This is a genomic window from Streptomyces sp. NPDC028289 (genome assembly GCF_055565975.1).
The window spans coordinates 68162-92715 of the sequence record NZ_JBVHTI010000006.1; the positions used below are offsets into that span (position 1 = coordinate 68162).

The 24554-nt window shown below is 72.4% G+C and carries 26 protein-coding genes; 16 read left to right on the forward strand and 10 right to left on the reverse strand.

From position 1 onward, the window contains the following. The first annotated feature begins 10 nt into the window (after positions 1 to 10). The 4 genes from ACZ4UV_RS29550 to nrfD are packed head-to-tail and all read left to right on the forward strand — an operon-like array spanning position 11 to position 5307. Positions 11 to 232 carry a hypothetical protein gene (locus tag ACZ4UV_RS29550; protein ID WP_390036251.1) on the forward strand — a complete coding sequence of 74 codons (222 nt, stop codon included), beginning with the start codon at positions 11 to 13 and terminating at the stop codon, positions 230 to 232. Positions 233 to 257: 25 nt separating this feature from the next. After that, a complete protein-coding gene (fdh, locus tag ACZ4UV_RS29555) occupies positions 258 to 3503 on the forward strand; it encodes a formate dehydrogenase (RefSeq protein ID WP_467841946.1) in 3246 nt (1081 codons plus the stop codon). Beyond that, positions 3500 to 4333 carry a 4Fe-4S dicluster domain-containing protein gene (locus ACZ4UV_RS29560; RefSeq protein ID WP_451018808.1) on the forward strand — a complete coding sequence of 278 codons (834 nt, stop codon included), beginning with the start codon at positions 3500 to 3502 and terminating at the stop codon, positions 4331 to 4333. The genes fdh and ACZ4UV_RS29560 overlap by 4 nt, the downstream gene beginning before the upstream one ends. Next, positions 4330 to 5307, forward strand: a complete 978-nt coding sequence (nrfD, locus tag ACZ4UV_RS29565; protein ID WP_467841950.1) for an NrfD/PsrC family molybdoenzyme membrane anchor subunit — start codon at positions 4330 to 4332, stop codon at positions 5305 to 5307. Before ACZ4UV_RS29560 ends, nrfD begins: the two co-directional genes overlap by 4 nt. Positions 5308 to 5344: 37 nt before the next feature. On the opposite strand, the gene ACZ4UV_RS29570 is transcribed toward nrfD, so the two are convergent. The 3 genes from ACZ4UV_RS29570 to ACZ4UV_RS29580 all read right to left on the reverse strand — a co-directional run bounded on the left by ACZ4UV_RS29570 (position 5345) and on the right by ACZ4UV_RS29580 (position 8360). Continuing rightward, positions 5345 to 6307 carry an SDR family NAD(P)-dependent oxidoreductase gene (locus tag ACZ4UV_RS29570; protein WP_467841953.1) on the reverse strand — a complete coding sequence of 321 codons (963 nt, stop codon included), beginning with the start codon at positions 6305 to 6307 and terminating at the stop codon, positions 5345 to 5347. Between the two features lie 304 nt (positions 6308 to 6611). Beyond that, positions 6612 to 7274, reverse strand: coding sequence for an HAD family hydrolase (locus tag ACZ4UV_RS29575; protein ID WP_451022809.1), 663 nt, complete (start codon positions 7272 to 7274; stop codon positions 6612 to 6614). A gap of 48 nt (positions 7275 to 7322) precedes the next feature. Beyond that, positions 7323 to 8360: a PHP domain-containing protein gene (locus ACZ4UV_RS29580; protein WP_467841957.1), complete on the reverse strand. Its 1038-nt coding sequence runs from the start codon at positions 8358 to 8360 to the stop codon at positions 7323 to 7325. Between the two features lie 67 nt (positions 8361 to 8427). Here ACZ4UV_RS29580 and ACZ4UV_RS29585 point away from each other — a divergent pair, with 67 nt between their 5' ends. Then, a complete protein-coding gene (locus ACZ4UV_RS29585) occupies positions 8428 to 8685 on the forward strand; it encodes a hypothetical protein (RefSeq protein ID WP_351486610.1) in 258 nt (85 codons plus the stop codon). Between the two features lie 16 nt (positions 8686 to 8701). Here ACZ4UV_RS29585 and ACZ4UV_RS29590 read toward each other — a convergent pair whose 3' ends face one another. Continuing rightward, complete coding sequence (locus tag ACZ4UV_RS29590; protein WP_451022811.1) at positions 8702 to 9946, reverse strand: RICIN domain-containing protein; 1245 nt, start codon at positions 9944 to 9946, stop codon at positions 8702 to 8704. Between the two features lie 166 nt (positions 9947 to 10112). Then, the gene (locus ACZ4UV_RS29595; RefSeq protein WP_451019579.1) at positions 10113 to 10709 is read right to left on the reverse strand and encodes a VanZ family protein; all 597 of its coding nucleotides are present in this window, start codon (positions 10707 to 10709) and stop codon (positions 10113 to 10115) included. Between the two features lie 537 nt (positions 10710 to 11246). On the opposite strand from ACZ4UV_RS29595, the gene ACZ4UV_RS29600 reads away from it, so the two are divergent. From ACZ4UV_RS29600 to ACZ4UV_RS29625, 6 genes are read left to right on the forward strand one after another with little or no spacing between them, the layout of a single operon-like run. Further along, positions 11247 to 11429, forward strand: coding sequence for a hypothetical protein (locus ACZ4UV_RS29600; protein WP_451019563.1), 183 nt, complete (start codon positions 11247 to 11249; stop codon positions 11427 to 11429). After that, a complete protein-coding gene (locus tag ACZ4UV_RS29605; RefSeq protein WP_390036233.1) occupies positions 11426 to 11878 on the forward strand; it encodes an MrpF/PhaF family protein in 453 nt (150 codons plus the stop codon). Before ACZ4UV_RS29600 ends, ACZ4UV_RS29605 begins: the two co-directional genes overlap by 4 nt. Further along, complete coding sequence (locus ACZ4UV_RS29610) at positions 11871 to 12125, forward strand: Na(+)/H(+) antiporter subunit B (RefSeq protein ID WP_451019565.1); 255 nt, start codon at positions 11871 to 11873, stop codon at positions 12123 to 12125. The genes ACZ4UV_RS29605 and ACZ4UV_RS29610 overlap by 8 nt, the downstream gene beginning before the upstream one ends. Then, positions 12122 to 12862, forward strand: coding sequence for an MnhB domain-containing protein (locus tag ACZ4UV_RS29615; RefSeq protein ID WP_451019566.1), 741 nt, complete (start codon positions 12122 to 12124; stop codon positions 12860 to 12862). Before ACZ4UV_RS29610 ends, ACZ4UV_RS29615 begins: the two co-directional genes overlap by 4 nt. A 22-nt stretch (positions 12863 to 12884) precedes the next feature. After that, the gene (locus tag ACZ4UV_RS29620) at positions 12885 to 13232 is read left to right on the forward strand and encodes a sodium:proton antiporter (protein WP_451019580.1); all 348 of its coding nucleotides are present in this window, start codon (positions 12885 to 12887) and stop codon (positions 13230 to 13232) included. After that, the gene (locus ACZ4UV_RS29625) at positions 13232 to 14992 is read left to right on the forward strand and encodes a complex I subunit 5 family protein (protein WP_467841963.1); all 1761 of its coding nucleotides are present in this window, start codon (positions 13232 to 13234) and stop codon (positions 14990 to 14992) included. The genes ACZ4UV_RS29620 and ACZ4UV_RS29625 overlap by 1 nt, the downstream gene beginning before the upstream one ends. A gap of 14 nt (positions 14993 to 15006) precedes the next feature. Here ACZ4UV_RS29625 and ACZ4UV_RS29630 read toward each other — a convergent pair whose 3' ends face one another. Beyond that, positions 15007 to 15639: a DUF4230 domain-containing protein gene (locus ACZ4UV_RS29630; protein ID WP_467842882.1), complete on the reverse strand. Its 633-nt coding sequence runs from the start codon at positions 15637 to 15639 to the stop codon at positions 15007 to 15009. Between the two features lie 223 nt (positions 15640 to 15862). Then, complete coding sequence (locus ACZ4UV_RS29635; protein WP_451019568.1) at positions 15863 to 16675, reverse strand: helix-turn-helix transcriptional regulator; 813 nt, start codon at positions 16673 to 16675, stop codon at positions 15863 to 15865. A 77-nt stretch (positions 16676 to 16752) separates the two neighbouring features. Between ACZ4UV_RS29635 and ACZ4UV_RS29640 the strand changes: the two genes are divergently transcribed. The 3 genes from ACZ4UV_RS29640 (at position 16753) to tuf (ending at position 19744) form a co-directional block, all read left to right on the forward strand. Next, a complete protein-coding gene (locus tag ACZ4UV_RS29640; protein WP_451019569.1) occupies positions 16753 to 17469 on the forward strand; it encodes an SDR family oxidoreductase in 717 nt (238 codons plus the stop codon). A gap of 59 nt (positions 17470 to 17528) precedes the next feature. Further along, on the forward strand, positions 17529 to 18485 hold the full coding sequence (locus ACZ4UV_RS29645; protein WP_390036221.1) for a ribose-phosphate diphosphokinase: 957 nt from the start codon (positions 17529 to 17531) through the stop codon (positions 18483 to 18485). A 65-nt stretch (positions 18486 to 18550) separates the two neighbouring features. Next, positions 18551 to 19744, forward strand: a complete 1194-nt coding sequence (gene tuf, locus ACZ4UV_RS29650) for an elongation factor Tu (RefSeq protein ID WP_467841967.1) — start codon at positions 18551 to 18553, stop codon at positions 19742 to 19744. Positions 19745 to 19764: 20 nt separating this feature from the next. Here tuf and ACZ4UV_RS29655 read toward each other — a convergent pair whose 3' ends face one another. Together ACZ4UV_RS29655 and ACZ4UV_RS29660 are read right to left on the reverse strand one after the other, a co-directional pair. Further along, positions 19765 to 20157, reverse strand: a complete 393-nt coding sequence (locus tag ACZ4UV_RS29655) for an anti-sigma factor antagonist (RefSeq protein ID WP_467841970.1) — start codon at positions 20155 to 20157, stop codon at positions 19765 to 19767. A 224-nt stretch (positions 20158 to 20381) separates the two neighbouring features. Further along, complete coding sequence (locus ACZ4UV_RS29660; RefSeq protein ID WP_451019572.1) at positions 20382 to 20810, reverse strand: MarR family winged helix-turn-helix transcriptional regulator; 429 nt, start codon at positions 20808 to 20810, stop codon at positions 20382 to 20384. A 104-nt stretch (positions 20811 to 20914) separates the two neighbouring features. Here ACZ4UV_RS29660 and ACZ4UV_RS29665 point away from each other — a divergent pair, with 104 nt between their 5' ends. Both ACZ4UV_RS29665 and ACZ4UV_RS29670 read left to right on the forward strand, forming a co-directional pair. Then, complete coding sequence (locus ACZ4UV_RS29665; protein ID WP_451019573.1) at positions 20915 to 22372, forward strand: aldehyde dehydrogenase family protein; 1458 nt, start codon at positions 20915 to 20917, stop codon at positions 22370 to 22372. A 25-nt stretch (positions 22373 to 22397) separates the two neighbouring features. Continuing rightward, positions 22398 to 23504, forward strand: coding sequence for an NAD(P)-dependent alcohol dehydrogenase (locus ACZ4UV_RS29670; RefSeq protein ID WP_451019574.1), 1107 nt, complete (start codon positions 22398 to 22400; stop codon positions 23502 to 23504). Positions 23505 to 23511: 7 nt separating this feature from the next. Here the strand turns inward: ACZ4UV_RS29670 and ACZ4UV_RS29675 are convergent, their stop codons facing one another. After that, positions 23512 to 24462, reverse strand: a complete 951-nt coding sequence (locus ACZ4UV_RS29675; protein WP_467841975.1) for an NADP-dependent oxidoreductase — start codon at positions 24460 to 24462, stop codon at positions 23512 to 23514. Positions 24463 to 24554 lie beyond the last annotated feature (92 nt).

Here is a 24554-nt window from a genome sequence, read left to right on the forward strand (position 1 = left end):
GGAGTACGCCGTGGGCGACAAGCAGGACGGCAAGCCGGTACCCCGGGACCTGCCGGACCAGCAGGCCGGGTCCGGTCAGGACCCGTGGGAGGCGGCGGAGAGCGGACAGCCCGAGGGCCGCGGCGACGAGGACCTCCCTGACCCCGACGAGGCCGGCGCCGGCCCCGGTGGCACCCCGCGCTCGGGGTCCGTGCATCCGGAGGACCCCGTGCCCGACGAGCCGTCGGCCTAGTGCCGGAGTACCTGGGAGGAACGCCATGACCCTCGCCGACCGGCTCCGCTCCTGGCCTGTCTACCGCCAGCTCACCGGCCCCGACCGCACCGGCCGGGGCGCGGCCGCCAAGTCGTCGTACACCGAGAACCTGCACCCCCGCACGGAGAGCGCCGAGCGTGTCGTGAAGTCGGTGTGCCCGTACTGCGCGGTCGGCTGCGGCCAGCAGGTCTACGTCCGGGACGAGAAGGTCGTCCAGATCGAGGGCGATCCGGCCTCCCCGGTCAGCCGCGGCCGCCTCTGCCCCAAGGGCTCGGCCACCCTCCAGCTCACCACCGGCCCCGCCCGGGAACACCAGGTCCTCCATCGGCGCCCGGGCGCCACCGACTGGGAGCCCCTCGACCTGGACACGGCCATGGACATGGTCGCCGACCGCGTGATCCGCACCCGGCGCGAGACCTGGGAGTGGGAGTACGAGGGCATGCGCACCGCCCGCACCATGGGCATCGCCAGTCTCGGCGGCGCGACCCTCGACAACGAGGAGAACTACCTCATCAAGAAGCTGCTGACCGGCCTCGGCGTGGTCCAGGTGGAGAACCAGGCCCGGGTCTGCCACAGCGCCACCGTAGCCGGGCTCGGCACCTCCTTCGGGCGCGGCGGCGCCACCACCTTCATGCAGGACCTCCAGCACGCCGACTGCATCGTCATCGAGGGCTCCAACTTCGCCGAGTGCCACCCGGTCGGCTTCCAGTGGGTGATGGAGGCCAAGCTGCGCGGCGCCACGATCATCGACGTCGACCCGCGCTTCAACCGCACCAGCGCCCTCGCCGACCTGTACGTCCCGATCCGCGCGGGCACCGACATCGCCTTCCTCGGCGGGATCATCAACCACGTCCTGACCGAGGAGAAGGACTTCCGCGAGTACGTCCTGAAGTACACCAACGCGGCCACCCTGGTCAGCGAGGACTTCCGGGACACCGAGGACCTGGACGGCGTCTTCTCCGGCCTCGACGAGGAGAAGGCCCACTACGACCCCCACAGCTGGCAGTACGAGGGTGTCGAGGTCCAGCAGCCGACGGGCGAGGCCGACGAGCTGTACGAGGACCGCACCAGCAAGTCCGCGGGCGCCGAGGCACACGGCTCCGGCGGTGCCCGGACGGGCCACCGCGCCCCCACCGACGAGACGCTCCGGCACCCGCGCTGCGTCTACCAGGTCCTCAAGCGCCATTACGCCCGCTACACCCCCGAGATGGTCGAGAACGTCTGCGGCATCCCCCGCGAGACCTTCCGGAAGGTCTGCGACGCCCTCACCGCGAACTCCGGCCGGGACCGCACCAGCGCCTTCTGCTACGCCGTCGGCTGGACCCAGCACTCCACCGGCAGCCAGTTCATCCGCGCCGCGTGCGTCCTCCAGCTGCTGCTCGGCAACATCGGCCGCACCGGCGGCGGCATCCTGGCGCTGCGCGGCCACGCCTCCATCCAGGGCTCCAGCGACATCCCCACCCTGTTCAACCTGCTGCCGGGCTACATCCCGATGCCGCACGCCCACGAGGACATGAACCTGGACAACTTCATCGAGGCGAGCAAGACGGTGAAGGGCTTCTGGTCGAACATGCGGGCGTACGCGGTGAGTCTCCTCAAGGCGTACTACGGCGACGCGGCCACCCCCGAGAACGACTTCTGCTTCGACCACATCCCGCGCCTGACCGGGTCGCACTCCACCTACGACACGGTGATGGCCCAGCTCGACGGCGACTGCAAGGGCTACTTCCTGCTCGGCGAGAACCCGGCCGTGGGCTCCGCCAACACCCGTCTCCAGCGGCTCGGCATGGCCAACCTGGAGTGGCTGGTGGTCCGGGACTTCTCCCTGATCGAGTCGGCGACCTGGTGGAAGGACGGCCCCGAGATCGAGACCGGCGAACTGCGCACCGAGGACATCGGCACCGAGGTGTTCTTCTTCCCGGCCGCCGCCCACACCGAGAAGTCCGGCTCCTTCACCAACACCAACCGCTGGGTGCAGTGGCACCACACGGCCGTCGAACCCGAGGGCGACGCCCGCAGCGACCTGTGGTTCATGTACCACCTCGGCCGTCGCATCCGGGAGAAGCTGGCCGGCTCCACCGACCCCATGGACCGGCCGGTCCTCGACCTGACCTGGGACTACCCGGTCAATGGCGAGCTGGACGAACCGGTCGCCGACGCCGTGCTCGCCGAGATCAACGGCCACGGCCCCGACGGCGCACCGCTGAGCGCCTACACCGAGCTCAAGGAGGACGGCTCCACCCGCTGCGGCTGCTGGATCTACTGCGGTGTCCACGCTGACGGCGTCAACCAGGCCGCCCGCAAGAAGCCCGAGTGGGAGCAGGACTGGGTGGCCGCCGAATGGGCCTGGGCCTGGCCGGCCAACCGCCGCATCCTCTACAACCGCGCCTCCGCCGCCCCCGACGGCACCCCGTGGAGCGAACGCAAGAAGTACGTCTGGTGGGACCCGGAGGAGGGCAGGTGGACCGGCCGGGACGTCCCGGACTTCGTGCCCGACCGCGCGCCCGACTACGAGCCCGACGCGGACGCCGAGGGCGTGGCCGCGCTGCGCGGCGACGACCCGTTCATCATGCAGGCCGACGGCAAGGGCTGGCTCTACACCCCGGCAGGTCTGGAGGACGGCCCGCTGCCCACCCACTACGAGCCCCAGGACTCCCCGTTCCCCAATGCCCTGTACCCTTCCACCCCGCGCAGCCCGGTGCGTCGGCTGCTGCCGCGGGAGGGCAACCGCTATCACCCGAGCGGGGACGAGAAGGGCGCCGAGGTCTTCCCGTACGTCGTGACCACGCACCGGCTCACCGAGCACTTCACGGCGGGCGGCATGAGCCGGTGGTCGGAGTACCTCTGCGAGCTGCAGCCGGAGTTCTTCTGCGAGGTCTCGCCCGCGCTGGCCCGCGAACGAGGCCTGGAGAACGGCGGCTGGGCCACCATCGTCACCGCCCGCAACGCCGTCGAGGCCCGGGTCCTGGTCACGGACCGCATCCGGCCGCTGCGCGTCCAGGGCCGCACCGTCCATCAGATCGGCCTGCCCTTCCACTGGGGGCCCAACGGAGTGGCGCGCGGCGACGCGGCCAACGAGCTGGTGGCCATCGCCCTCGACCCCAACGCCCACATCCAGGAGGACAAGGCGCTCTCCGCCGACATCCTGGCCGGCCGCCGCCCCCGCGGTCCCGGCCTGCCGAAGCTGGTCGCCGAGTACCGCAGACGGGCCGGCATCACCGCGGCCACCGGAACGGAGGTGCGCAAGTGACCGAGGACCGCGTCGGGTTCTTCACCGACACCTCCGTCTGTATCGGCTGCAAGGCCTGCGAGGTCGCCTGCAAGGAGTGGAACGCCATCCCCGAGGACGGCCTCTCCCTGACCGGCATGTCGTACGACAACACGGGTGCGCTCGGCGCCTCCACCTGGCGGCACGTGGCCTTCATCGAACAGCCGCGCCCGGACGGCCGAACCGAACTCCCGCTGGTGGACGGCGGGTCCGGGGGCGGCGACGGCGGCGGTGACCTGCGCTGGCTGATGTCCTCCGACGTCTGCAAGCACTGCACCAGCGCCGCCTGCCTCGACGTCTGCCCCACCGGCTCGCTGTTCCGCACCGAGTTCGGGACCGTCGTCGTCCAGGAGGACATCTGCAACGGCTGCGGCTACTGCGTGCCCGCCTGCCCGTACGGCGTCATCGAGCAACGGCCCGCCGACGGGCGGGTGTTCAAGTGCACCCTGTGCTACGACCGGCTCGGCGCGGGACAGGAACCGGCCTGTGCCAAGGCCTGCCCGACCGAGTCCATCCAGTTCGGCCCTCTCGACGAACTGCGCGAACGGGCCGCCCTGCGCGTCGACCAGCTGCACGAACAGGGCGTCGCCGGCGCCCGGCTGTACGGCCACGACCCGGACGACGGGGTCGGCGGCGACGGCGCGTTCTTCCTGCTGCTGGATGAACCCGAGGTGTACGGACTGCCCCCGGCTCCCGTGGTCACCACCCGCGACCTGCCCGCCATGTGGAAGCACGCGGGCGTCGCCGCTCTGTCCCTGCTGGGCGGCGTGGCCGCCTGCTTCGCGGCCACGGCAGGAGGGAGCAGGCGATGAGGGTGCCGGAGCGCGGCGGGCGCAGGCGGCGTGGCCGGGGCGGCCGGGGTGAGCGACCGGTGGTTCCCCGCGCGGAGTTCGGGTCCTACTACGGCCGCCCGGTCATCAAGCCGCCGTCCTGGGCCGCCCCCGACATCGCCGGGTACTTCTTCCTCGGCGGGCTGGCGGGCGCCGGGTCGGTCCTCGCGGCCGGCGCGCACCTGACCGGCCGTACGGCGACCGCCACGACGCTGAAGGTGTCGTCGCTGGCCGCCGTCTCCCTGTCGGCCGCCGCACTGATCCACGACCTGGGCAGGCCGGGCCGGTTCGCGAACATGCTGCGGGTGTTCAAGCCCACCTCACCGATGAGCATGGGCTCCTGGCTGCTCGGGGCCTACGGGCCCGCGGCGGGTGCGGCCGCCGCGAGCGCCGTCACCGGCCGGCTGCCGCGGCTAGGGGGCGCGGCAACCGGCGCGGCGGGGCTGCTCGGACCGGCCGTCGCCACGTACACCGGGGTGCTGGCCGCCGACACCGCCGTACCGGCCTGGCATGACGCCCACCGTGAACTGCCGTACCTCTTCGCCGCCTCCGCCACGGCCGCGGCGGCCGGTATGGCCCTGGTGACCGGGCCCACCCGGGAGAACGCGCCCGCGCGCTGTGCCGCCGGGCTGGCGGCGCTGGCGGACGCGGCGGCGGAGCGGGCCGCGGAGCGGCGGCTGGGCCTGGTCGCCGAGACCTGGCAGGAAGGGCGTGCCGGGACCCTGCTGCGGGCCGCGCGGTATCTCACCGCGGGCGGCGCGCTGGGAGCCGTCGTGCTCGGCGGCCGCCGGGTGCCCGCGGCCGCCTCGGGGCTCGCCCTGCTGGCCGGTTCGGTGTGCACGCGGTTCGGCGTGTTCGCGGCGGGCGTGGCGTCGGCCGAGGACCCGAAGTACACGGTGGTCCCGCAGCGGCAGCGGGAGCACGCCGAGGCCGTACAGCCGGCCACCGGCTCCTGAGGCTCCGCGGGGGCGGCGTTTCGAACCCCTCGGTCCCTCAGGCGAACGCGTTCACGCCCGTCAGCTCCGCCGACAGGTCCCACAGCCGGGCGGCCTGCTCCGGGTCGACGGCCCAGGCCTTCACTCCGGTCTGCTCGCCCTCCGCGGCGGGCTCGGCGATGTCGCAGTCCTCCAGGTACACCCCGCCCAGGTCCGCCAGCTGCGCGGAGGCGGCCGCCCAGGTCTGGGTGGCCGCGCCCTGCTGGGGTGTCTTCATGCCCGCGACCTCCAGCAGGTTGCCCTGCTCGTCCACCCAGCCGCGCTCGATCTTCTCCGCGAGGGGGATGTGCCGCTGGAGCGGGGTCATGATGCCGCCGGGGTGCAGGGCGAAGGCCCGCACGCCCGAGTCCCGGCCCAGCCGGTCGAGGTGCACGGCGAACAGGACGTTGGCGGTCTTGGCCTGGCCGTACGCCTCCCACTTGTCGTAGCCGTGCCGCCACTGGACGTCGTCCCAGCGCATGCCGGAGAAGTGGTGGGCGCGCGAGGAGACCGACACGACCCGGGCGCCGCCGGGCTCCAGGGCGGGCCAGAGCCGGTTGACGAGGGCGAAGTGCCCGAGGTGGTTGGTGGCGAACTGGGCTTCCCAGCCGGGCCCGACGCGGGTCTCCGGGCAGGCCATGATCCCCGCGCTGTCGATCATGAAGTCGACGGTCCGCCCGGAGGCCAGGAACCGCTCCGCGAAGCCGCGCACGCTCTCCAGGTCACCGAGGTCCAGTTCGTCCACCTCGACCCCGTCGAGGCCGGCCAGCGCCTCGCGTCCGGCCTCGACGCGCCGTGCGGGGACGACGACGTGGGCGCCGGCCTTGGTGAGGGCCCTGGTGGTCTCCAGTCCGATCCCGGAGTAACCGCCGGTGACGATCGCGAGCCGGCCGCCGAGGTCGAGTCCGGCCAGGACCTCGTCGGCGGTGCTGTCCGCGCTGAAGCCGGAACCGATCTTGTGCTGAGGTGTCGTAGCGCTCATGACCCGAACGCTACGAATTGGAGTGCGCTCGAAGTCAAGCGGGTGATCCCGGGGTGTCCGGAGCCGCCCCGAACAGGGGAAAGCCCCGGCCGCGACGGGGGATTCGCGGCCGGGGCGGCCAGGTGGTGGGCACGGATGGCGGTCGCCTCTCGGCGAAACGCTCCACAGGGCTTCAGCCGAACGATCGTCCCTGTGGGCAAAAGGTGAGGCCCGGGGACACTGTCCCATCCGCACCCACGGCTGCTTCAACGGACAACCACCCCCGGCTGCTCCGGCCCGGTACGTGATGCGCGTCACCCGGCCGTCACCCGGCGGAGAACGGGCTCTCCGCCAGCGAACCGAGCAGGTCGGCGGGGTCGGCGTAGATCTCCTCCGCCCCGGCGGCCACCAGGTCCGAGCGCGGGATCCCGCCGCACAGCACCCCCACACAGCGCACCCCGGCCTTGGTGCCCGCCCGCATGTCCCACACCGTGTCCCCGACGAACACCGCCCGGTCCGCCGGCACCCCGGCCAGCTCCAGGGCGTGTTCCACCGGCTCCGGCGCCGGTTTGCCCCGGGCCACGTCGTCGGCGCTCGCGGTGCCGGCGATCGCGTCGTCGGCGTCGATCGCGCGGCGCAGCGCGGCCAGCTCGGGGCCGCTCGCCGAGGTGGCGAGCACCACCCGCCAGCCGTCCCGGTGCAGGCGCCGCAGCAGCTCGCCGGCGCCCGGCAGCGGTGCCAGCCGGTCGAAGAACTGCCCGTACAGCGCGGTGTGCGTGGCGTTGAGCTCGTCGTCCTGGCTCCGGTCGCGGTCCTCGCCGAGGAGATGGGCGATCAGGTCGCCGGAGCCGAGCCCGACGGAGTGGTGCACGGCGTTCATGGTGACCCGGTGACCGGCCTGCCTGAAGGCCTCCCACCAGGTGGTGACGTGCAGGTGGTTGGTGTCGACGAGCGTCCCGTCGACGTCGAACACGGCAGCCCGGTCCATCGCTCGGCGCCCCTTCCTGTCGTTCGGCCCCAGGCACCGGGTACCTCGTCAGACGCCGGTCACGCGCGCCGGAACCCGTCCCTCCCGGGTCCAGGCCAGCAGCTCCTGCGCGGACCAGGTGGTCACCACCCGGTCGGCGGGCACCGCGCACTCCTCGGCCCGGGCGCAGCCGAGGATCTGCCAGTCCAGCTGGCCGGGGGCGTGGGCGTCGGTGTCGATCGAGAACAGCACCCTGGCGGCGACGGCCCGGCGCAGCAGCCGGCGGGGCGGGTCGAGCCGCTCCGGGCGGCTGTTGATCTCCACGGCCGTGCCGGACTCGGCGCAGGCGGCGAACACCTCGTCCGCGTCGAACTCGGACTCCGGCCGCCCCCGCCCGGTGACCAGGCGGCCCGTGCAGTGGCCGAGGACGTCGGCGTGCGGATCGCGGACGGCCCTCACCATGCGCCGGGTCATCGAGCGGGCGTCCATCCGCAGCTTGGAGTGGACCGAGACGACGACCACGTCGAGCCGCTCCAGCAGCTCCGGCTCCTGGTCCAGCGAGCCGTCCTCCAGGATGTCGCACTCGATGCCGGTGAGCAGCCGGAACGGCGCCCAGGAGGCGTTGAGCCGGGCCACCACGGCCAGCTGCTCGCGCAGCCGCTCCGGGGACAGCCCGCGCGCCACGGTGAGCCTGGGGGAGTGGTCGGTGAGCACCGCCCACTCGTGCCGGAGGGCCGCCGCCGTGCGGCCCATCTCCTCGATCGGGCTGCCCCCGTCGGACCAGTCCGAGTGCAGATGGCAGTCCCCGCGCAGCAGCTCCCGCAGCCCGGACCCGGGACCGGTCGCCGGTTCGGCCGTCTCCTCCTCAAGACCGCGCAAATATCCGGGCAAATCTCCGGCCAGCGATTCGAGGACCACCCGGGCCGTCTTCGGGCCCACACCGCGCAGCGATTCCAGGGTTCCGGCCCGGGCCCGCGCGGCGACCTCGTCGGCGGGCAGGGCGGCCAGGACCCTTGCGGCGGTGCGGAACGCACGCACCCGGTAGGTGGGTGCCCGCGACCGTTCCAGCAGGAAGGCGATGCGTTCCAGCGCCTCGACGGGGTCCATGGCCACCTCCACCGTCAGGGTGACTCAGGCCGGTCACTTCCGCCCGGGGAGATCTACCCTCGATTGCATGACCGAGATAGCGAGCCCGTACATCTCCCAGCCGCGGATCCTGGTGCTCGGGGTCATGACCGGCAAGCCCGGCACCCCGCCCTTCCGCATCGTGGAGATCGACGGAGAGGTGGTCTGCCAGGCGCGCACCGTCACGGACGTGCTGGAGGTTGCCGCGTCCTGCGGGATCCGGGTCCACGACCTGGACGACCCGGACGTGGTCCGCTGGGTGGGCGGGGACAAGTTCACCTGGACGCCCCGCCCGTCCCGCCGCTAGCGGGAGAGCGCTGCTCTCAGCCGACCGTCCACTTCTGGTTGGCGCCGCCCGAGCAGGTCCAGATCTGCAGCCGGGTGCCGTTGGCCGAGTTGTTGCCGGTGGCGTCCAGGCACTTGTTCGCCTGGGGGTTCACGATGTCGTGCGCGGAGGAGACGGCCCACTGCTGGGCGGCGGTGCCGTTGCAGTCGTAGAGCTGGACGGCCGTGCCGTCCGCCGTGCCGCCGCCGGTGACGTCCAGGCACTTGCCGAGCGCGCGGACGGTGCCGTCGCTGCCGACGGTCCACTGCTGGGCGGCGGTGCCGTTGCAGTCGTAGAGCTGCACGGGCGTGCCGTTGGCGGTGTTCGCCCCGGCCACGTCCACGCACTTGCCGGCCAGGCCCTTGATCGCGACGCCGGTCGCGCTGTCGCTGGTCGTCACCGACACCGAGTCCACGACCAGCTGCGCCGGGAAGGCGGTGGAGCCGTCCGGGTCGCCCGGCCAGTAGCCGCCCACGGCCAGGTTCAGGATCAGGAAGAACGGCTTGTTGAACGCCCAGGTGTTGCCGCCCACGTCGGAGGGGGTGCGGGTCTCGTAGACGGTGCCGTCCACCGACCACTTGACCGAGTTGGGTGCCCAGTCGACCGCGAAGGTGTGGAAGCCGTCCGCGAAGGCCTGGCCGTTCGGCAGCGAGTAGGCCGCGCCTATCCCGTTGGAGCCGGAGTAGCCGGGGCCGTGGATGGTGCCGTGCACGGTCGACGGCTCGTAGCCGACGTTCTCCATCACGTCGATCTCACCGGAGTTCGGCCAGCCGACCGACCCGATGTCGGTGCCGAGCATCCAGAAGGCCGGCCACATGCCCTGCCCGCGCGGGATCTTCATCCGGGCCTCGACGTGCCCGTACTGGGCGCTGAACTTCCCGGAGGTGTTCATCCGGGCCGAGGTGTACTGGCAGGTGCCGTACCAGCACTGGTAGTTGGCGGGGTTCTCCTTCCTGGCCGTGATGACCAGGTGCCCCTGGCCGTCGAGGGCGGCGTTGCCGGTGCCCGAGGTGTAGTACTCGCGCTCGTGGTTGTTGACGTTGTCGCCGGTCTCCAGCGTCCACTTCGAGGAGTCGACGGGCGAACCGGCGGCCCCGTCGAAGGTGTCGGAGAAGGTCACGGCGGCCGCGCTCGCGTCGGCGGACGCGGACGCTGCCCGCGCGGGACCGACGGCGGCCGTCGCGACCAACGCGGCGGAGAGCGCTGCGAAGAGGCATCTGCGGAGCAATCGTGGGGAGGCCACGGCTCTTCCTTCCGTACGGCGGCCGGGCGCGGGGAGGCAGCCGGCCGGGGTGGGGGGTGAAGGCGTCGCCTCTTGATTTAAGAGATGAGATAAGTGACCCGTCAATACCTTGGTACGGACCAGTATCGGACGGCGGGGCGGCCTCCCCGGGAGGCCGCCCCGCGGGTTACGCCTTGCGCTTGCGGGCGTGCACCGCGCGACCGAGCCGGCGGCCCAGCAGCAGCCAACCGACCAGCGCTCCCGTGGTGTTGAGGATGACGTCGTCCACGTCGAACGCCCGGCCCGTGACCAGCGCGCCCTGTGCCATCTCCACCAGCAGCATCACGACCGCGGTGAGCAGCAGCACCCGCAGCACGCCCCGGGCACGGGGCGCGAGGACCGGCACGAGTATCCCGAACGGAACGCCGAGCAGGACGTTCCCGCCGATCTGCTTCACGGCGTCACGGAACGCGGGCTGATCCAGATAGATCTTGAGGGTGGCGCCGGGATGCAGGTTGGTGTGGGCGATCGACACGGAGGCCGGGGACGGATCCAGGGTCAGATCGGCCAGCACGACGGCGAAGGCCACCATCGCGGCGAAGGCGCAGGCCATGGCCAGCAACCGCAGGGGGAGGGGGAGCGGGCGACGCTCGGTGCCGGTCCTGGCCGCGGACGTGCCCGCCTTGCCTGCGGAGCCCCCCGTTCCCGCTGCGCCCTTCCTGCCGGTCCCGGACTTCCTGGCGGCCGGCCCTGTCGCGCCGCCCGCCGCGCCGGAGCCGCGCAACCTGCCGAGGAAGCCCTTCTTCCCGGCGGCCGCAGGCTCGGCCGTGGCGCCCGGACCGGCTGCGCCGCCCGCAGCGCGGGAACCGCGCAACCTGCCGATGACGCCCTTCCTTCCGGCGTTCGCCGGCCCGGTGGAGCCGTCCCCCTTCGCGGCGGCGCCCGGCTGGTCGCCGCGGATGCCGACGACGCGTGCGACCCTGCTCAACAGCCTCGCCCTCGTGCCGGTGTCCCCGTTCTTCTTCGTCTCCTCGGTGCTCTCGCCTTTGGTGATGCGCAGGCGCGAGGCGGCGCTGGCCATTGAGTCCTCCACTCTCCAACCTTGCGGCGTGGTAAGCCAGTTACCCCCGAAACGCGGGGCGATGCCGGAGCCCGGACGGCGACCGGAGCAGATCGCTGGTTTCCGGGTGCGCTCCCTGGGCACTCCGGGTGCGTTCCCGCGTGCCGCCGCTCCCGGCGACGGTCGCGATGCTTGGATGCACAAGCGGCGAAGAAGCGGCGAATCGGACATCGTGCCGCGCGGCGACCGAGGAGGCGGCGTATGACCAGGCGTACGGCGCTCGGCGCCGCGGCCGAACTGCTGGCGTGGTGGGCCGTACTCGCCCTGCTCTGGCTGGCGTTCATCAGTACCGTCGACACCCTGGAGCGGATCGTCGGCGCGAGCGCGGCGGCGATCGGTGCGCTGGTGGCGCGGGCCGGCCGGCGGGCGGTGAACTGGCGGTGAACGGCTGGATCCTGGCGGCGACCGTGCTGCTGGCGGGGGGCGCGGGCACCGCCCTGTGGGGCGTGGCCACCGGCCCGCTGAGCCGCCGCGTGGTCGCCCAGAACCTCTCCACCTCGGTGGTCTGTGCGAGCCTGCTGCTGCTCGCCCAGGGCTACGACCGTACGTCCTACGTCGACCTCGGCCTGCTGCTGGCCGTGCTGGGCCCGGTCGGCACCCTCGTCTTCGCCCGGCTGCTCGCCGACGACCTGACGGACGACCAAGCTGCCGCCTGGGGCCTGACCTGGACGACGGTCGGCGTGGACGCGGCCGTCGTGGTCGCCCTGTGCGTGGCGGCCGGGCCGGGCCGGGCGATGGTGAAACTCCTGGTCGTCGGGGCGTTGCTGACCGGCGGGAACGTGGTCGCCTCCCGGGCGCTGTCCGGCGGCTTCCGGGGGGTGCGCGGTGGCTGACGCGGTGATCGTCGTGGCCCTGCTGCTCACCGCGGGAGCGGCGACCGCGGCCGTGGCGGTCCGGGACCCGGCCCGCCAGGCCCTGGTGCTGTCGCTGCTCGGCCTGTTCCTCGGCGTCGTCTTCACCGTGCTCCAGGCCCCCGACGTCGGCCTCTCCCAGCTCGCCGTCGGCTCCGCCCTGACCCCGCTGCTGATCATGCTGTCAGTGCGCAAGGTGCGACGGCGCGGGAGGGAAGGCGAGAAGTGAGCCGCTCCTTCAGGCTCCGGGTGCTGGCGATCGGCGGTGCGGGCGTGGCGGCGCTGCTGGTCGCGGCCTGCTTCGACCTGCCCGGCTTCGGCGGCACCCGCCACCCCTACGGCGACCGTGCCGTGCGCGCCTCCCTCGCCCGGCACACCGCCAACGTCATCTCCTCCGTCAACTTCGACCAGCGTGCCTACGACACCCTGGGCGAGATGAGCATCCTCTTCGCCGCCGTCCTCGGCTGCGTGGTCCTGCTCCGCCAGAACCGGGACGAACACCGGGATCGCCCGCAGCCCACCGAAGTGGTGCTGCCGGTCCGCCGATATGCCCTGCTGGTGCTCCCCGTCGCCCTGGTCACCGGCCTGTACATCATCGCGCACGGCCAGCTCAGCCCCGGCGGGGGCTTCCAGGGCGGGGTCGTCGCCGCGACCGCCCTGCACCTGCTGTACCTCGGCGCCGACTACGGCGCCCTCGAACGCGTCCGCCCGATCGGCGTCTTCGAGGTCACCGACTCCCTCGCGGCCTGCTCCTACCTGGTCCTCGGCCTCGCCGGGGTGCTGGCCGGCACCGCCTTCCTCGCCAACACCCTGCTGCCGTACGGCACCTTCAACACGCTGTCCTCCGGAGGCCTGGTCCCCCTGCTGAACGCGGCCATCGGTATGGAGGTGGCGAGCGCGGTCGTGGTCCTGCTCGCCCGCTTCCTCGACCAGGCCGTCGAGATCGAGGAGGAGAACGGGAGTTGAGCCCGCAGTGACGCACTCCGTGATGCACGTCTTCCCCTATCTGGTCGCCGTCTGGATCTTCCTGACGGGCTGTTACGGCCTGGCCACCAGCCGGAACCTGATCCACGCCGTCGGCTGTCTGGCCGTCGTCCAGTCGTCGACGTACGTCCTGCTGCTCGCCGTCGGTTATCGCGACGGCGGCACCGCACCTGTCCTCTCCGACCTGAAGCCGGGCACCCGGCCGCTGGTCGACCCGGTCGTGCAGGCTCTCGCCCTCACCGACGTGGTCGTGGGCGCGACCGTCACCGCGCTGCTGCTCGCGCTCGTCCTCCAGGTCGCCAAGCGGCACGGCACGGTCGACCCCGACGAACTGACGGAGCTGCGCGGCTGATGCACCACCTGCTTCCGCTGCTCACGGCCGGCCCCCTGCTCGCCGCCACCCTGCTGGTGGCCGCCGGCCGCAGGCTGCCCAGGGTCGTCGCCGAGAGCTTCGCCTGCGCGGTCAGCGCGGGCACCTGCGCCCTCGCCCTGGTCCTGCTGCTGAACTGCTCGCCCCCGATGACCGAGTGGGTGGGCGGCTGGCGGCCGGTCCACGGGGAGAGCGTCGGGATCCTGGTCATCGGGGACGGACCGGCCCTCGGCATGGCCGCCCTGGTCTCCCTGCTGACGCTGGCCGCCCTGGCCTACTCCTGGCGCTACTTCGCGGAGCCGCCGAGTCGGCACGCGGGTTCGTACCCGGCGCTGATGCTGGTCTTCCAGGCCGGGATGTGCGGGTTCGCGATCGCGGGCGACCTGTTCAACGCCTTCGTGTTCTTCGAGCTGATGAGCGTCGTCGCCTACGTACTGACCGGCTACCGCATCGACGAGGCGAAGGCCGTGCAGGGCGCGCTCACCTTCGGCGTGGTCAACTCCCTGGGCGCGTACGCCATGCTGTTGGGGATCGGCCTGCTGTACGCCCGCACCGGCGAACTGTCCATGTCGGAGATCGGCCGTGGTCTGGACGCCCACGGCCGCCCGGACGCCCTGGTCCTCGCCGCCTTCGTGCTGGTCCTCACCGCGCTGCTGGTCAAGGCCGCCGCCGCCCCCTTCCACTTCTGGCTCCCCGACGCCCACGCGGTGGCGCCCACCCCGGTCTGCATGCTGCTGTCCGGGGTCATGGTCGAACTCGGCGCCTACGGCGTCTGGCGGGTGTACGGCACGGTCTTCGCCGGACCCGGCGGCATCCCGGCGGCGGACCTGGAGCGGGCGCTGGTCGTCCTCGGGGTGTGCACGGCCGCGCTCGGCGCGTTCATGTGCTGGCACCAGCGGCACATCAAGCGGCTGCTCGCCTTCTCCACCATCGCGCACACCGGCCTGTTCCTCGTCGGCCTGGGTGTCCTCACCCCGGAGGGCGACGCCGGGGTCGCCCTGTACCTCCTCGGGCACGCCGGGGTGAAGGCTGCCCTGTTCGCCTGTGCGGGCATTCTCCTGGACCGCTACGGCAACGTCGACGAACGCGCGCTGCACGGCCGGGCCAGGGAACTGCGCACGGTGGGCGTGCTGTTCGGGCTCGGCGGGCTGGCGCTCGCGGGACTGCCGCCATTCGGCACCGGGCTCGGCAAGTCGGTCGCCGAGGAGGCGGTGGGCTCCCCGCTGACCGTGCTCTACGTCGTCGTGTCGGCGGTGACGGCGGGGGCGGTGCTGCGTGTCGCGGCCCGGGTGTTCCTCGGCCTCGGTGCCAGGCCGCCGCGGGGTGACACCTACGAGACCACCGGGTCCGGGGAGGAGCCCGAGACCGAGGGCCGGCTCGGCCGGATCCCGGACACGATGACCGTCGTCCCCGCGGTGCTGCTGGCCGGGGCCCTCGCCGTCGGCCTCGCCCCGGGCTTCGCCGGGGTGGTGGCCCGTGCCGTGACCCGGGCCGGTTCCGGCGGTGCCCCGGCCGCCGCGCACTGGACGGCGACCGGGGTCCTGCTGGGCTGCCTCTCCACCCTCCTGGCCCTCGGCCTGGCCGCGCTCGCGGTCACCCGGCCCGGCCTGCTCGTGCCGAAGGGCCTGGCGCTGCCGGTACGCCGCCTGCAGTCCGGGCACGTCGGGGACTACGTGGCCTGGCTGCTGGTCGGCGCCGCCGCGCTCGGGGCACTGGCGGCGCCGGGGGTGCTGGGCGGTTGATCACCCGGCGTGGGTCAGACCGTCCCGTAGGACACGTGCACCTCCGTGAAACCGAGGGAGTGCAGCAGCCCCTCCAGCATGTCGGTGGTGTTGGTCTCGGCCCGGGTGGTCAGCCCGCTGTCCTTGGCCGCGGTGTCGATGTGCTTCACGGCCAGCTTCTGCACCGCCTGCTCGCTGTTGGGGTTGTCGGAGAACAGGTCGCCGAGCCGGTCGAACAGGCCGCGCTGCTTGGACACGGCGTAGGAGTGGTCGGGGTCCAGCGTCGCCTTGCCGAGCTGGGCGTGCGGCAGCCGGATGGTGGCCTCGGTGCGGTCGCCGTTGACCGTCACGTCCTTCTGGGCGATCTTGCCGAGGTCGACGTAGGAGTCGACGGTGCCCGCGCCGACGTACAGGGTGCGGGTGCCGCGGATCGCGCTGGGCAGGTACTTGGCGTCCTTCTCCAGGTCCACGACGACCTGGAAGTTGCCGGAGGCCGCGTCGTAACGGCTCATGTCCTGGATGGACTTGAGAAGCGCCGGGCCGGTGTTGTCGCGGGTCTCCGTGCCGAACAGGTCCTTGATCCCGGGCAGCACCGCCAGTTTGATCCCGGCGAACAGCACCACGAGCACCAGCACCAGCGCGGTGACCAGTTTCGCCCAGCCGGGCATGCGCCGGGGCCGGGCCGTGACGGGAGCCTCCTGAGTGGAGCTCGCCTTGCTCTCCTTGGTGGAACTCGCCATGTGACGGTCCTCCTTTCCAAGGACACGAATGCCCGCCAACAGCCCTGCCAGACCGCGTTGTCGGCCGATTGAGACAGCTGAGGCAGGACTGATACACGCGGTGCCGAAACGTGGCCGACGGCCGCCCGCGACCAGCGCGCCCGAAGGCGGGTCAGGCGCCCGCGGCCAGCTCCGCGATCCGGCGTGCCGACGCCGAACCCGGGTCCGCGGTGACCAGGACGACCTCCTGGTCGTCCTCCGGCACCAGCAGGACGTCGCAGTTCAGCCGCAGCCGCCCCAGCTCCGGATGGTCGAGGACCTTGGTGCGGTGTCCGGGGGCGTGTACCGGATGGGTCGCCCAGATCCGCCGGAAGTCCTCGCTTCCCGCGCGCAACTCACCCAGCAGCACGGCGAGTTGAGCATCGTGCGGATAGCGTTCGGCGGCCCGCCGCAGCCGGGCCACCACGATGTGCCCGGTCTCCTCGGCACTGGAGCTCTCGTGCATCCGCCCCTGGCCGAGGAAGCGCCGCCGCGCCAGGTTGGTCGTGCCGTGGCCGAGATCGCCGCCGAACAGCAGCTGGGCGAGGGGGTTCCAGGCCACCAGACCGTAGGCCGCGTCGGTGACGATCGCGGCGGTGTCGGGAAGCCGCTCCAGCAGGCGGGCCACGTGCGGTCGTACCCGCCGTACCGCCGCGCTGCCGGGCGGCGGCGCGGCCGAGCCGGCCAGCCGGAAGAGGTGGCTGCGCTCGGCGGGGGCCAGCCGCAGCGCCCCGGCCAGGGCGTCCAGGACGCGCGGGGAGGGGCGGGGGCCGCGGGCCTGCTCGAGCCGGATGTAGTAGTCGACCGACATGTGGGCGAGCTCGGCGACCTCCTCGCGGCGCAGCCCGGGGGTGCGGCGGTCGGTGCCCGGCGGCAGGCCCACCGTCTGCGGGCGCAGTCCCGCCCGGCGCTCGCGCAGGAAGCGGGCCAGTTCCTGCCTCGCCATGCCGCCGTCCTCTCCTCGGTCCGCCTGGTACAGGTGGTCCCTGGCAGGGCGGACGCGGCCGGGGGACCGTGGCTGACATGAACGATCGCACAGCACTCGTCACCGGTGCCAACAAAGGCATCGGCTTCCACATCGCCAGGCTGCTGGCCGAGGAGGGCTGCCAGGTCCACGTCGGGTCCCGGGATGCCGAGCGCGGCGCGCGGGCCGTGGCGGAGATCGGCGCGAACGCACGGCTCCTGGTGCTCGACGTCACGGACCCCGGCAGCGTCGAGCGGGCGGCCACCGACGTGGACCGCCTCGACGTCCTGGTCAACAACGCGGGTGTCCAGCCGGTGACCGGCACCCCCTCGGAGACCGGCGTCGAGGACTTCCGGCGGACGTACGAGGCCAACGTCTTCGGCGTCGTCGCCGTCACCAACGCCTTCCTCCCCGCCCTGCGCCGCTCCGCCCACCCGCGCGTCGTGAACGTCACCAGCGGTACCGCGTCCCTCACCTGGAGTACCCGGCCCAACCCGCAGTTCGCCGAGGGCGTCCCCAGGTCCGCCGCCTACCGCTCGTCCAAGACCGCGCTGAACGCGCTGACCGTCCTGTACGCCCAGGAGCTGGCCGAGGCCGGATTCAAGGTGAACGCCCTGGCCCCGGGGCGGCGGGCCACCGACCTGGTGCCCGGCGCGGCCCTCGGCGGCGGCGATCCGGCCGAGGGCGCGCGGGGTGCCGTACGGCTGGCGCTGCTGCCCGACGACGGCCCCACCGGCCGGTTCTTCTCCTGGGACGGCACACCCGTGCCGTGGTGAGAGCGGCACGGTCCGTAGCATGAACCCGTAGCCCGTATTGATCATGCGAGGAGCGGATCGTGCGAGACATCGCCGTCTTCAGCGGCAGCGCCCACCCCGAGCTGGCCGAGGAGGTCTGCGCGCACCTCGGGGTGCCGCTCAGCCCGACGCGGGTCAGCCGGTTCGCCAACGACTGCCTGGAGGTGCAGCTCCAGGCCAACTGCCGGGAGCGGGACGTCTTCCTGATCCAGCCGCTGGTCCGGCCGGTGCAGGAGCACCTGGTGGAACTGCTGCTGATGTGCGACGCGGCCCGCGGTGCCTCCGCGGGCCGGATCACCGTCGTCATGCCGCACTACTCCTACGCCCGCTCCGACAAGAAGGACGCCCCGCGCATCTCGCTCGGCGGCCGCCTGGTCGCCGACCTGCTGGTGGCCGCCGGTGCGAGCCGGGTCCTCGCCATGACCCTGCACGCCCCGCAGGTGCACGGCTTCTTCTCGGTGCCGGTCGACCACCTGCACGCGCTGCGCGAGCTGGCGGCGCACTTCCGGCGGTACGACCTGTCGCGCACCACCGTCGTCTCGCCCGACCTCGGCAATGCCAAGGAGGCCGCCGCCTTCGCCCGGCTGATCGGCGCCCAGGTGGCGGCCGGCGCCAAGCAGCGCTACCCGGACGACCGGGTCACCATCAGCTCGGTGATCGGCGAGGTGGCCGACCGGGACGTCATCGTGCTCGACGACGAGATCGCCAAGGGCAGCACCGTCGTCGAACTGCTCGAGAAGATCCGGGAGTTGGGTCCCCCGCGGTCGATCCGGATCGCCTGCACCCACGGCCTGTTCGCGGCCGGGGCGCTCAAGCGGCTGAGCGAGCAGCCCGACGTGCTGGAGATCGTCTGCACCAACACCGTGCCGGTGCCCGCCGAGGAGCACACCGACAAGCTGCGGATCCTGTCCATCGCCCCGGCGCTGGCGGAGGCCGTACGCCGTATTCACAACGGTGAGTCCGTGAGCGCCCTGTTCGACGAGCCGCGCAACCTCTAGACAGGAAGGAGGAGTTGTAGCGCTGAACCGCGCTCGGCGGCACCGACGCGATCAGGAGGCCCCCAGTGGCGAAGGCCAGGTTCGAGCGGACGAAACCACATGTGAACATCGGCACCATCGGGCACATCGACCACGGCAAGACGACACTCACCGCGGCCATCACCAAGGTGCTGCACGACAAGTTCCCCCAGCTCAACCCCTTCACGCCGTTCGACCAGATCGACAAGGCGCCCGAGGAGCGCCAGCGCGGCATCACCATCTCCATCGCGCACGTCGAGTACCAGACCGAACGCCGGCACTACGCGCACGTCGACTGCCCAGGCCACGCCGACTACATCAAGAACATGATCACCGGGGCCGCCCAGATGGACGGGGCGATCCTGGTGGTGGCCGCCACCGACGGGCCGATGCCGCAGACCAAGGAACACGTGCTGCTGGCCCGTCAGGTGGGCGTGCCGTACATCGTCGTCGCCCTCAACAAGACCGACATGGTCGACGACGAGGAGATCCTGGAACTGGTGGAGCTGGAGGTGCGCGAGCTGCTGACCGAGTACGAGTTCCCCGGCGACGACGTCCCGGTGGTCAAGGTCTCCGCGCTCAGGGCCCTGGAGGGCGACCCGCAGTGGACCGCGGCGCTCCTCGAACTCCTCGACGCCGTCGACGAGTTCGTGCCCGAGCCGGTGCGGGACGTGGACCGGCCGTTCCTGATGCCCATCGAGGACGTCTTCACCATCACCGGCCGCGGGACCGTCGTCACCGGCCGGATCGAGCGCGGTGTGCTGCGGGTCAACAGCGAGGTCGAGATCATCGGCATCCACCCGCAGAAGACGCGGACCACGGTCACCGGCGTCGAGATGTTCAGGAAGCTGCTCGACGAGGGCCGGGCCGGGGAGAACGTCGGCCTGCTGCTGCGCGGAATCAAGCGCGACGACGTCGAGCGCGGCCAGGTCGTCATCAAACCCGGATCGGTCACCCCGCACGTGGAGTTCGAGGCCCGCGCCTACATCCTCTCCAAGGACGAGGGCGGCCGGCACACCCCGTTCTTCGAGAACTACCGTCCCCAGTTCTACTTCCGCACCACCGACGTGACCGGCGTCGTCACCCTGCCTCCGGGCACCGAGATGGTGATGCCGGGCGACAACACCACCGTGCACGTCCGGCTGATCCAGCCGATCGCGATGGAGGAGGGCCTGAAGTTCGCGATCCGCGAGGGCGGGCGGACCGTCGGCGCCGGTCAGGTCACGAGGATCCTCAAGTAGCCGTTGCCGCAGGGCGGCTGTCACAAGGTGCCGGACGTGGCCTCGGGCAGGCCCAGGGCCGCGTCCAGCGTCGCCCGCGGCGGCAGCAGACGCGACAGCCCGGTCACCTTCAGCACCCGCAGGGTCAGCGGATGGGTGCAGACCAGCTGAAGCTGTCCGCCGCGCTCCAGCACCCGGCTGCGCGCCCGGTACAGCAGCCGCAGCCCCGAGCAGTCGAAGAACTCGACGGGCAGCAGGTCGATCACCACCCGGGCGTTCTCCTGGGCGGTCACCCGGTCCAGGTGGGGCGCGATCTCCGTCGCCGCCGCGATGTCGATCTCGCCCCGCAGCTCCAGCACCGTGTGGCCACGGTCCTGGTGGACGCGCAGGTGCCGGGAGAGCGGCGCGGGATCCTGCCGGGGTTCCTGGCGCACGACGACATCACCTCCCACCCCTGCCGGTTCAATTCCGTTCCCCGCACTGCAAGTTACCCTCGATGGAGGGAATTTGAGCATGTTCGATTGACATATGTCTGCTGCTTCGGCTCGCCATTTTCTGTGGCGTGCGCGACAGTCGGCGAACGGGCACGTGGGAGCGGTGCCACGCGACGGGCGGAGCGAGCCGGGAGCGGGGGCGGGGAGAGGGCGGGGACGGCGAGCTAGGAGAGCGCGTGCCACGCCTTGCTCAGCGCCTGGCGGAACTGCTCCTCCTGGTGCGCGGTGAGCTCGCGGACCATCCGCTCCTCCAGCTCCCGTACCGGCCCGGCGACCCCGGTGAGCAGTTCGCGCCCGGCGTCGGTCAGCAGGATCAGCAGCTCGCGCCGGTTGCGCGGATTGCGCTCCCGCCGGATCAGCCCACGCGTCTCCAGGGACCGCACGAGGTCGGCCATCGACTGGGCGGTGACGAACGAGTCCCGTGCCAACTGGGCCGCCGACAGGCCGTCGTGGCGCTCCAGGACGGTCAGGGCCGTGTACTGCAGCGCGGTGATCCCGGCGGGCTTCACCAGCTCGTCGAGGTGTGAGCGCACCACCAGCTCCACCTGCTTGACCATGTACAGCAGCGAGGGGCGTGTCTTTGTACCGACCATGCGTTCACCCTAGACCATTGACAGGAATCCTGTCTGTAATGAGACTGCGGACCAACAGGAATCCTGTTTGTTGAAGGCTTAGCGATCGACGCTGGGAGTGGGCAATGACGACCACCTTCGAGACCGGACCGGGGCAGCTGTTCATCGGCGGACAGTGGCGGGAGGCCGCCGACGGGGCCCGGACGGAGGTGACCGACCCGGCCACCGGCCAGGTGATCACCACCGTCGCGGAGGCCGGCGCCGCCGACGTCGACGCCGCCGTCCGCGCCGCCCGCGAGACCTTCGACGCGGGGGAGTGGGCGGGACTCAGCGGCCGGGAGCGCGGCCGCGTGCTGCACCGCGTCGCCGAGCTGATCCGGGAGAACGCCGAGGAGATAGCCGCCCTGGAGAGCCTGGACGTCGGCAAGCCCATCACTCTCGCCCGGGCCGTCGACGTCACCAACGCGGCCAACGACTACGAGCACGTCGCGGCCCTCGCCCACTCGCTGGACGGCGCCGTCCGCGACGTACCGATGAACGCCCTCGCCTATACCCGGCGCGAGGCGATCGGCGTGGTCGCCGCCATCACCCCCTTCAACTTCCCTCTCATCCTCGCCGGTTCGAAGCTCGGCCCGGCCCTCGCCGCCGGCAACACGGTCGTCCACAAGCCCGCCGACGAGACCCCGCTCAGCGCCCTGTACATGGCCCGCCTGTTCAAGGAGGCGGGCGTCCCCGACGGGGTGGTGAACGTCGTCACCGGCGCCGGACCGGTCGCGGGCGAGGCCCTGCTGCGCCACCCGGGCGTCGACAAGGTCGCCTTCACCGGCTCCACCGCCGTCGGCCGGCACGTCGCGAGCGCGGCCGGGGAGGCGCTCAAGCCCGTCACCATGGAACTCGGCGGCAACGCCGCCCACCTGGTCTTCGAGGACGCCGACCTGGAGAAGGCCGTCGGCGCGGTCATCAAGGCCTTCGTCTTCAACACCGGCCAGTTCTGCATGGGCGGCCCCCGCCTCCTGGTCGCCCGCCCCGTCTACGCCACCCTGCTCGGCATCCTCGCCGAGGCCGTCCCCGGCGTCCCGGTCGGCGACCCGCGCGACCCGGCCGTCGTGGTCGGGCCGATGGCGGGGGAGAAGCACCTGCGCAAGGTCGAGGAGTACGTCGACCTCGCCCGCAAGGAGGGCGGCCGCATCGTCTGCGGCGGCGAACGCCTCGACCTGAACGGCGGCTACTACTACCGGCCGACCGTCCTCGCCGACCTGCCGAACGACTCCCGGGTGATCCAGGACGAGATCTTCGGCCCGGTCCTCACCGTGCAGCCCTTCGACTCCGAGGACGAGGCCGTCGCGCTCGCCAACTCCACCCCGTACGGCCTCGCCTCGGGCATCCAGACCGGCAGCCTGGCCCGCGCGCACCGCGTCGCAGCCCGCCTCCAGGCCGGGATCGTCTGGGTCAACGACTGGGCGATGCTCGACCCCGCCGTCCCCTTCGGCGGCGTCAAGGCCTCCGGATTCGGCCGCGAGTACGGCCCCGAGGCGCTCGCCGCGTACACCAAGGTCAAGTCCGTCGTCGTCTCGCTCGACTGAGCCCCGCAGACCAGGAGTTCCCACGATGTCCCTCACCACCCGAGCCGCCGTGGTCGAGTCCGGCGGCGCCCCCTTCACCCTCGGCGACGTCCAGCTCGACGCGCCGGGGCCGTACGAGGCGCTCGTCCGCATGGTCGCCACCGGTCTGTGTCACACCGACCTCAGCGTGGCGAGCGGCGGACTTCCCTTCCCGCTGCCCGGGGTTCTTGGCCACGAGGGCGCCGGCGTCGTCGAGGCCGTGGGCTCCGCCGTCACCGGCGTGGCCCCCGGCGACCACGTCGTGCTGTCCTTCACCTCCTGCGGTGGCTGCCGCAACTGCCACGGCGGCCACCCCGCCTACTGCACCACCTGGCTGCCGCTCAACCTGATCGGCGGCCGGCGCGCCGACGGCACCGCCACCGTCAGCCGGGACGGCGAGCCGCTCGGCGGCCACTTCTTCGGCCAGTCCTCGTTCGCCGAACGGGCGTTGGTGGACGAGCGCAGCCTCGTCAAGGTCGACCCGGACGTCCCGCTGGAGTCGATCGCCCCGCTCGGCTGCGGGGTGCAGACCGGGGTCGGCGCCGTGTGGAACGTCCTGGAACCGGCCACCGGCAGCACGGTCGTCGTCCTCGGCGCCGGAGCGGTCGGCCTGTCGGCCGTCATGGCCGCCGCGCTCACCCCCGCCACCACGATCGTCGCCGTCGACCGGGTGGCCGAACGCCTCGAGCTGGCACGGGAGGTGGGCGCCACCCACACCGTCGACGCGACCCGGGAGGACGTGCCCGAGGCCCTGCGGCGCATCACCGGCGGAGCGGGCGCCGACGGGATCGTGGAGACGACCGGCAACGTCGGCGTCCTCCGCCAGGGCGTCGACGCGCTGGCCGCCCGCGGCACCCTGGTCGTGGTCGGCGCCCCGCCCTTCGGCACCGAAGTCCCCCTGGACGTCAACGGGTTGCTCTCAGGTAAACGGATCGTCGGCCTCACCCTCGGCGACAGCGAGACCCAGGCCTTCATCCCGGCCCTGGTCCGGCTGGTCCGCGAGGGGCGGCTGCCGCTGCACCGGCTGATCAGCACCTACCCGTTCGCCGAGATCGACCGGGCGGTGCGGGACATGAGCACGGGCAAGGCGATCAAGCCCGTGCTCACCTTCTGACCCGCGGTCAGTCCACGACCAGGACCAGCTTCCCGGTGGTCCGGCCGGTGCCGCCCAGCTCGTGCGCCTTGGCGGCATCGGCCAGCGGGAAGGTCCCCGCGACGGTCGCGCGCAGCTTCCCCGCCTCCACCAGCTCCGCGACCGCCTGCATCCCCGCCCGGTCCGCGTCCACCAGCATCCGCACCGCCCGCACGCCCAGCCGCTCGGCCTCCTCGTACAGCTGAGGGGTGCCCACCGGCAGGATCGACACCAGGGTCCCGCCGGGCCGCAGTGTCCGCAGCGAGGCCGTCGAGGTGTCACCGCCGACCGTGTCCAGGACGACGTCCACGTCCCGTACCGCCTGCGTCACGTCCACGGACCGGTAGTCCATCGGCTCGTCCACGCCGATCTCGCGCAGGAAGTCGTGCTTGCCGGCGCTCGCCGTGCCGATCACGTACGCGCCGCGCGCCTTGGCGATCTGCACCGCCACATGCCCGACCCCGCCGGCCGCCGCGTGGATCAGCACCCGCTGTCCCGGCTCCACGCCGGCGTTCTCCACCAGGGCCTGCCAGGCGGTCAGCGACACCAGCGGCAGTGCGCCCGCCTGCACGTGGTCGATCCCGGCCGGCTTCGGCACCAGGGCGCGGGCGGGGGCGATCACGTACTCGGCGTGCGTACCGTGGCCGAACGGGTAGGGCACCATGCCGAAGACCTCGTCACCGGGCCCGAAGGCGGCGACGCCGATCCCGGTCTCCTCGACGGTGCCGGAGACGTCCCAGCCGAGGACGAAGGGCGGCTCGCCCAGGAAGCCGCCGGTCTCCCGGTGCTTCCAGTCGGTCGGGTTCAGCCCGGCGGCCCGTACCCGGACCAGTACCTCGTTGGGGCGCGGCTTCGGCCGGGCCACCTCGATCACCTTCAGCACCTCGGGACCGCCGAGGACGTCCTGGCTGACCACACGCATCGTGTTCACATCGCTCATGGTCACCCAGCCTGCCGGGACGCGCCCGGCGAGGAAATGGCACGATGGCCAACCTTCGATGGAATCGTGCCAGCCCCGCACGCGCCCGGCGA